8 protein-coding genes are annotated in these 6,959 nt (G+C 61.9%); all 8 read right to left on the reverse strand.

Annotation, left to right across the window (positions count from 1 at the left end; all coding sequences use genetic code 11):
• The coding region (locus tag ACPYOI_RS33850; protein WP_481419957.1) for an SbmA/BacA-like family transporter at positions 1-693 on the reverse strand (693 nt) is incomplete at its 3' end.
• Between the two features lie 447 nt (positions 694-1,140).
• Entirely contained in the window at positions 1,141-1,974 is an 834-nt protein-coding gene (locus tag ACPYOI_RS33855) for an ABC transporter permease (RefSeq protein ID WP_168832425.1), read from the reverse strand.
• Between the two features lie 11 nt (positions 1,975-1,985).
• Positions 1,986-2,795 carry an ABC transporter ATP-binding protein gene (locus ACPYOI_RS33860; RefSeq protein ID WP_481419958.1) on the reverse strand — a complete coding sequence of 270 codons (810 nt, stop codon included), beginning with the start codon at positions 2,793-2,795 and terminating at the stop codon, positions 1,986-1,988.
• Between the two features lie 29 nt (positions 2,796-2,824).
• Positions 2,825-3,820, reverse strand: a complete 996-nt coding sequence (locus tag ACPYOI_RS33865; RefSeq protein ID WP_168832423.1) for an ABC transporter substrate-binding protein — start codon at positions 3,818-3,820, stop codon at positions 2,825-2,827.
• A 63-nt stretch (positions 3,821-3,883) separates the two neighbouring features.
• On the reverse strand, positions 3,884-4,006 hold the full coding sequence (locus tag ACPYOI_RS33870) for a hypothetical protein (protein WP_281408120.1): 123 nt from the start codon (positions 4,004-4,006) through the stop codon (positions 3,884-3,886).
• A gap of 389 nt (positions 4,007-4,395) precedes the next feature.
• Positions 4,396-5,451: an Ldh family oxidoreductase gene (locus ACPYOI_RS33875; protein WP_481424005.1), complete on the reverse strand. Its 1,056-nt coding sequence runs from the start codon at positions 5,449-5,451 to the stop codon at positions 4,396-4,398.
• Between the two features lie 34 nt (positions 5,452-5,485).
• A complete protein-coding gene (locus tag ACPYOI_RS33880; RefSeq protein ID WP_481424003.1) occupies positions 5,486-6,451 on the reverse strand; it encodes a hydroxyacid dehydrogenase in 966 nt (321 codons plus the stop codon).
• 23 nt (positions 6,452-6,474) lie between these two features.
• The coding region (locus tag ACPYOI_RS33885) for a PdxA family dehydrogenase (protein ID WP_481424004.1) at positions 6,475-6,959 on the reverse strand (485 nt) is incomplete at its 5' end.

A 6,959-nucleotide genomic window follows, 5' to 3' on the forward strand; every position in this document is an offset into this window, starting at 1 on the left:
GGTGCCGGACAGCGTGATCCGTGCTGCATTTTCCCTCGCCCGGATGAGGCCGGTACGGAAGCTTGCCTCTTTATCTAGCTGGTCGTAGTTCAGCTTGATGAGCGGTCGCCCGAGCCATACCGTAAGCAATGAGCCACAAGCTGCGTAGATGAAGGCCACAGCGAACAAGACAGGGTTGATGGACAAAAGCACCCCTGAAAATGAAAGGATCGTCAGTCCGCTACTGAAGATCAGGAGCAGGAAGGACAGCGTCGTCACGGTAAACGCGCGGATGTCCTCCGAGATGCGCTGATCCGGATACGAGAGCTCTCCCGAAACGTCCAGGCGGTAGAAGGCTCTGTCCGTGAGATAGCGATTGACGGCGCGACGCGTCAGAAAGTCTCTCCAAAGGAGTGCGAGCCGTTCCTCGGTAAAGCGCGCAAACACCGATACGGTCGTAGAGGCGGCAAACACGAGAAGATAGAACACGGCTTGCCTGGCGAACTCTGCAACCTGCCTGTCGGCGATCGCCGTCATGAAATTCCGGCCGACGAAGCTGTTGAGCACATTGAGCCCGTTAATCGCGAGGAAGAATACGACCAGGCTTGCGGTCAGAAGCTTTGCCGTGCCGCCGACTTCCGAAGAAAGAAAATGCCTCACTGAGCGCAGAAAGCGGCTCGCCGTTACCCTGAGAGAAGTCTGCAGCTCTTCCATGCCTCCCTCTTTGCATCGCGTCGCTGCTCGTTTTCGCCCTACAGATGAAGCCCTGCCCTCTCACGGCTTCCTTGACGGCTATTCGCGCCAAATAGAATGGCGATAAGTTGCGAACACCATCTTCGCAACTTTCGATTACTCTGCTAATCCCAGGGCCTCAGAGGGGCCAGTCCTTGCACCCCTTTTCCGGATGCAACTCCGCAGACTCTGCCGCGCAAATGGCGACCGATCTGGAATAGTCGCCAGCCACTTCTTCGGCCTCCACACACATTACCGCCGCGCGCCCGCGGAAACAATAAGGGCCACCACCTAGGCGATTTTTGAGGCCTATGAGCCGGCCTGAGGATGCCGAACCCGCTGTGCGCTGACTCTTTCGGCCAAATAGACCGGCAGCCTAATAGCCGCCGTCGCTGTAGATCGTGTGGCCGCCGGGAACCGGCCGACCCGCTAGAGCCTGTTGTTCGGCCGCCAGCGGTCGAAGCGGCGCTCGACCATCCTAAGGATGTTGGTGAGCACGACACCGGCGGCGGCAATCAGGATGATGCCAAACATGACCCGGTCGGTCTGGAAGGTGGCGCCGGCGACCGATATGAGATAGCCGACGCCGGCCTGTGCCGAGTACATCTCGCCGACCACGATGCCGATCAGCGCGTGGCCGAGGCCGAGACGGAGGCCAGTCAACAGGAACGGAACGGCCGCCGGGAAGGCGACGGTCAGGAACATCTGCCTGTCGTTCGCCCCGAAAGAACGAGCCACCTTGATGTAGTCGCGTTCGACGGTCTTGACGCCGGCATTCGTGTTGATGAGGATCGGGAACACGGCGCTCAGGAAGATGATCGCGAACTTCGAGCCGAGACCGATGCCGAACCAGATCATGATCAGCGGCAGGAGCGCAATGCGCGGTGTGGCGTAGAGCGCCGAGATGATCGGGTCGAGCGCCGCGTCGAAACGCCGGTACCAGCCCATAAGAATGCCAAGCGGCACGCCGACGATGATCGCCAGCCCATAACCTACAAGCAGCTCCAATCCACTGATGGCGAGGTGTGGATAGATGCTGCCGTCGGCGAACATCGCATAACCTGTTGCGATAATGCGGCTCGGCGAACTGGTGAAAAGCGGATTGACCAGGCCGAGGCGGACAACCGCCTCCCAGAGCAGGAGCGCCACGATCATGGTGGCCCCGCCGAGCAAGGCATTCTCTCGGCGCACCAGGAATTCGTAAATGGCGAATTCCGGCTTTCGCTGTCTTGGGATTTCTTGTTCTTCGGTAACGGACGTCATCTCTCGCTCCTTCAATTCACGCGCAGAAGGCCCATTCGGGCGCTTTCTTCCTCGATCAGTCGCCAGATATGGCGAAAGATCTCCATGAAGCGCGGTGTATGCTTCAGATCGAGCGTGCGCTCCTTCGGCAGGTCGATCTCGACAATTTCCTTCACCTTCGCCGGACGCGCCGAAAACACGATGACGCGATTGGAGAGGAAGATCGCCTCGTCGATCTGGTGGGTAATGAACAGCCCGGTCTTCTGAGCACGGTCGAGAATGCGCAGCAACTCGAACTGCATGAATTCGCGTGTCTGCGCATCGAGCGCGGCGAAGGGCTCATCAAGCAGCAGCAATTCCGGGTCGACAGCCAGCGCCCTTGCGATGTTGACGCGCTGACGCATGCCGCCCGAGAGTTCATTCGGATAGTTGTCCTCGAAACCGGCCAGCCCGACGAGCTCGACGAACTTGCGTGCACGTGCGGCGATCTCCTCCCTGCTGAAGGCCTTCTGGATCTCCAGGCCGTAGGCGACGTTCCTCTGGACCGTGCGCCAAGGAAAGAGCGAATCCTGCTGGAAGACAAGACCGCGATCCGGGCCCGGTTTCCTCACCTCCCGCTCGTCGATCAGGATTCTGCCGCCGTTGATCGAGACAAGGCCGTCGACGGCAGCGAGAAAGGTCGATTTCCCGCAGCCGCTTGGGCCGACGATGCTGACGAGTTCACCCTCGTTGACACTGAAGTCGACGCCGTCAAGTACGCTCAGATCGCGCTTGGTGCGATCATTGTAATAATTCAGTTTGACGCTATCGGCCTTCAGCTTGACCGGCGTTGCCTGCAACATGGGTTCTCCTCCCGCCTTATCGGCAGTTTTTAGTTAAGCGCTTTGAAGAAGCCTTCCTTATCGAGCGCATCGAGCGTGCTTGTGTCGACGATCGATTCCGGCTTCACGGAGGCTGCAGCCGGCTGCGTTTTCGAAAGCTCCGCCAGGACAGCAGACACACCTGGGATCGAGGGGCGCAGATCCTGCGGGAACACCTTCTCGGAATAGAAGCGGAACGCCTGTTCGACGGATGGCCCCTTCTCAAGCTTCAGGAAGGATGCCGTCACGTCCATCGCGTCCTGCGGATTGGCACGAAAGCCGTGGAGGCCCTCTCCCATCGCCATGAAGAAGCGCTTGACGGTATCGGAATGCTCAGAAAGATAACTCCGCGAGGTCACATATGCAGTGTTCGGGTAGTCCTTGACGATCTCGGTCACGTCTACCAGCATCTTCGAGCCGGCATCGACCATTTCCTGCGTGCGCGGATATTGCGACATCAGTCCCTGGACCTGGTGGCTTTCAAAGGCGGCCGCGCGCGTGCCCTCGCCACCGAGTTGGAGAATGTTGATATCCGTGGGTTCGAGGCCGAGAGATTTCAGAGCGAACTTGACGGCGGTGTCGGTCGACGAACCAAACTTGCTGATGGCGATGCTTTTGCCGCGCAGCTGGTCGGCGCTCTGGATGGAGGCATCGACGACAAGCTGGAACGGCAGCTTGTTGGCCATGCTGCCGATGATGACGACATCGGCGCCGGCGACGGCCGCGGCGATTGAGGGGGTGTAGCCGTTCTGGGCGATGTCAATCGAGCCGCCGACGAGCGCCTGGGTGAGCACGGAACCGCCCTCGACATAAACGAGGTTGACGTCAAGCCCGTACTTCTTGAACAAGCCCTTGGCAAGCGTGTACTGGATCGGCGCGCTCGTCATGGTGAAGCCGTCATAGGCGACATTCAGCTTGGTCAGGGCTTCGTCTGCCGCTGCCGGCGACATGGCGCCCGCAAGCAGGCTCAACCCCGCTGCCAAAGCTGCTTTCAATAGATTTCTCATGCTTTCCTCCCACGATTTGGTTTGTCCTCACCCGGCTCTCCTCCGAGCTACGGGTGGGCGCAACTAAGTGCAGCTAAGCAGGCTTTGCATTCGTTCCCTGTTCATCGACTTCATGAACTGGTCGACGAGACCGTTGAGCGGCAAGGGCAGCTTCACGCTTTGCGCGAGGTCAAGGGCGACGTCCATATCCTTCTCCGCCACTTGCCGGTGCTCTTCCCTTAGCGCGATAGCGGCCTGCCGACGCTCTCTCCTGCCCCGCTGGGTTTGTCATCAGGTGAGCCTAGTGCCGCGAAAGCTGCCTGTCCAAGACCGTTGAAAGCGACGAGCTATAAGTTTTTTGCTATGGGCGACTGGCATCGCCGAAGACGTAAGGACAAGCACGGGAGATGTGATGAACAACATCCTTCAGGAATGGCCCGATCAGCTCGCCTTTCCCGGGCGACCGCTCCTCGCGCCTGGTCCACCATTCCGGTCTCAACCAGCTTAGAACCAGCGACGCTGACTGACAATGACCGGGATAGTCCCGACAGCGGCTGACGGAACATCCGGTTCAGGCTGTCGCCGCTCGGCTCTCTCTACGGACGGGGGACGGCGACGCCGAGGCGCTCTGCATGCGGCAGCAGCGACGGCATGATGCCGGGAGCGAGTTCGACGCCCTCGGCAAGGGCTGCCCGCTTCTTCGCAAGGCCGTTTTCGCCGGGAAGCCTGACGCCTGCCACGCCGGGACGCGGCGGATTAGAACGGCAGGCCTCGGCCAGCCAGCCTGTCTGCCGGAGGAAGGCCTCGCGGCCGCCGAAGGCATCGGGATCGAACACCTGCACGGTGACCGCGGCATTCGTTCCCTTCGGCGCATCGACGCGGCCGTAGCCGGCAAGGCCCTGCGTAAAGGCTTCGACATGCAGCGCCATCCCGTAACCCTTCTGGCCGTGATCGAGGCCGCCGGTCGGCAGAAGCGTGCCGCCGCGTTCGAGAACGCCCGGATCGCGGCTCGGATTGCCCTCCTCGTCCATCAGCCAGTCGTGTTCGTATTGCCGCCCTTCGCGGATCAGGCGCTGGGCCATGTTGACCGTGGTGATCGAGGCACTGATGTCGATCAGGATCGGATCGCCCGGCGTCGGGATACCATGGGCGACCGGATTCGGCGTATAGATGCCCCGCCTTCCGCCGAAGGGGGCGACCTGTGCGCCGGAGGGGCTGGAGCTTGCGATGCTGACCATATAGCCGCGATCGGTGGCGAGGCTGAGATAGGCAGCGAGGCAGCCGATATGGTGGCTGTCGGCGATCGCAACCGTCGCCGTGCCGTACTGGGCCGCGCGCTCGGCGGCGAGCTTTACCGCCTCAGAAGTCAGCCAGGCGCCGGGCAGCCGGCGCCCGTTCCAGGCAATCGCCGGGCCGCGATCGGAAATCACCGCAGGCAGTCCGGCAGGTTTCATCACGCCATCGGCGACGCTCTGCAGATACCAGCCGGCAAGCGCCAGGCCATGGGTGGTGTGGCCCATGAGATCCGCCTCGACGAGATAGTGGGCAACGGCCCCGGCCTTGTCCTCTTCGAGGCCCGCGGCCGCAAAAAGTTGCCGGGCAAAGGAGCGCAATTCGTCCACGGAATAACGCGGCGCCGGCTTACGGGTCATGTCGGCCATCTCAGCCTCCCTTGATGCGATAGGTTCAGCGCGCCAGGAAGCGCTGTGCGAGTTCCTGACCCCGTAGGGTCGTCAGCACGTTCTGGGCTGCCATCACGGCCATGGCGCGCTTGGCGTCGATCGTGACGCCGGCCACATGCGGCGTCACGATGGTGTTGGTCAGTTTGAAGAGAGGATTGTCCCTGTCCGGTGGTTCAAGCGCGAAACTGTCGAGCCCGGCGCCGGCGAGGTGACCGGAACTCAGCGCCTCGACCAGCGCCGCTTCGTCGACGATCTCGCCGCGCGCGGTATTCACCAGGAGTGCACCCGGCTTCATCAGGGCAATGCGCCGCGCGTCGATGAGATTGCGGGTCTCGGGGGTCAGCGGGCAATGCAGGCTGACAATATCGGCCTGCGACAGCAGGCGATCGAGATCGGCTTCGCGCCGGATGCCGTCACGAAAGGCTGAATCCGGCGTGTGCGGATCAAAGGCGGAAACGCGCATGCCGAGCGCCAGCGCCATGGCACCGAGCGTCTGACCGATGAAGCCGAAGCCGACGAGGCCGAGATGCTGGCCGCGCAGCTCCCGCCCCTGATACTGGTTCTTGTCCCAGACGCCATCGCGGATCAGAGCGTCCTGCCGGGAAAAATCCTTGACGAGCGCCATGATAAGCCCGAGCGCATGTTCGGCCACCGAGTGGCCATTGCTGCCGGTGGTAACGGAAACGGGGATGCCGAGCCGGGCGGCCGACTCTATGTCGATGTCGTTGATACCCACGCCGTGCTTTGCGATATGGCGCAGCCGACCGCCCGCCGCCATCTCCTCCGGGCCAAGGATATCGGCGAGAAGACGGACGATGACGGCATCCGGCTTGTGGCGGTTCATCGCCTCGATGACGGCCTGCCGGTCGATATAGGGCGGGGTGGAGACAACACAAACGCCTGCCTCCTCAAGGATCGCCCTGCCCTCCGCTGCAAGCTCCCCTCCGAGGATGACGACCGTCTTTTCCATTGTGCCTCCCCCTCGATCGCCGCTCAGGACGGTTCGTGCGCCTTTGCATCACGCGGCGAACGGGCCATCAGCCGTGCATAGGCGATGGCAGAAAGCATGTTGACGTGGTTGGCCTTGCCGGTGCCGGCGATATCGAAGGCCGTGCCATGGTCGACCGAGACGCGGTCGATCGGCAGCCCGAGCGAGACGTTGACGGCGGTTTCGAAGGCGACCAGCTTGATCGGGATGTGTCCCTGGTCGTGATACTGCGCGACGACGAGGTCGAAGGCGCCGTTATAGGCGCGCGCGAAAACCGTATCGGCGGAAATGGGGCCGACGACATCGATGCCCTTGGCGCGCGTCTGCTCGACGGCCGGGGCAAGGAATTCCGCATCCTCGGTGCCGAAAAGCCCGTTCTCGCCGCAATGCGGATTGAGGCCGGCAACGGCGATGCGCGCCTTCTTGCCCAGCCGCATGAAGTGATTGTGTCCGGCTTCGATCGTCGCGAGCACGCGCTCGGTCTTCGCCC

The sequence above is a fragment of the Rhizobium sp. SVR5-2C genome (assembly GCF_056755115.1).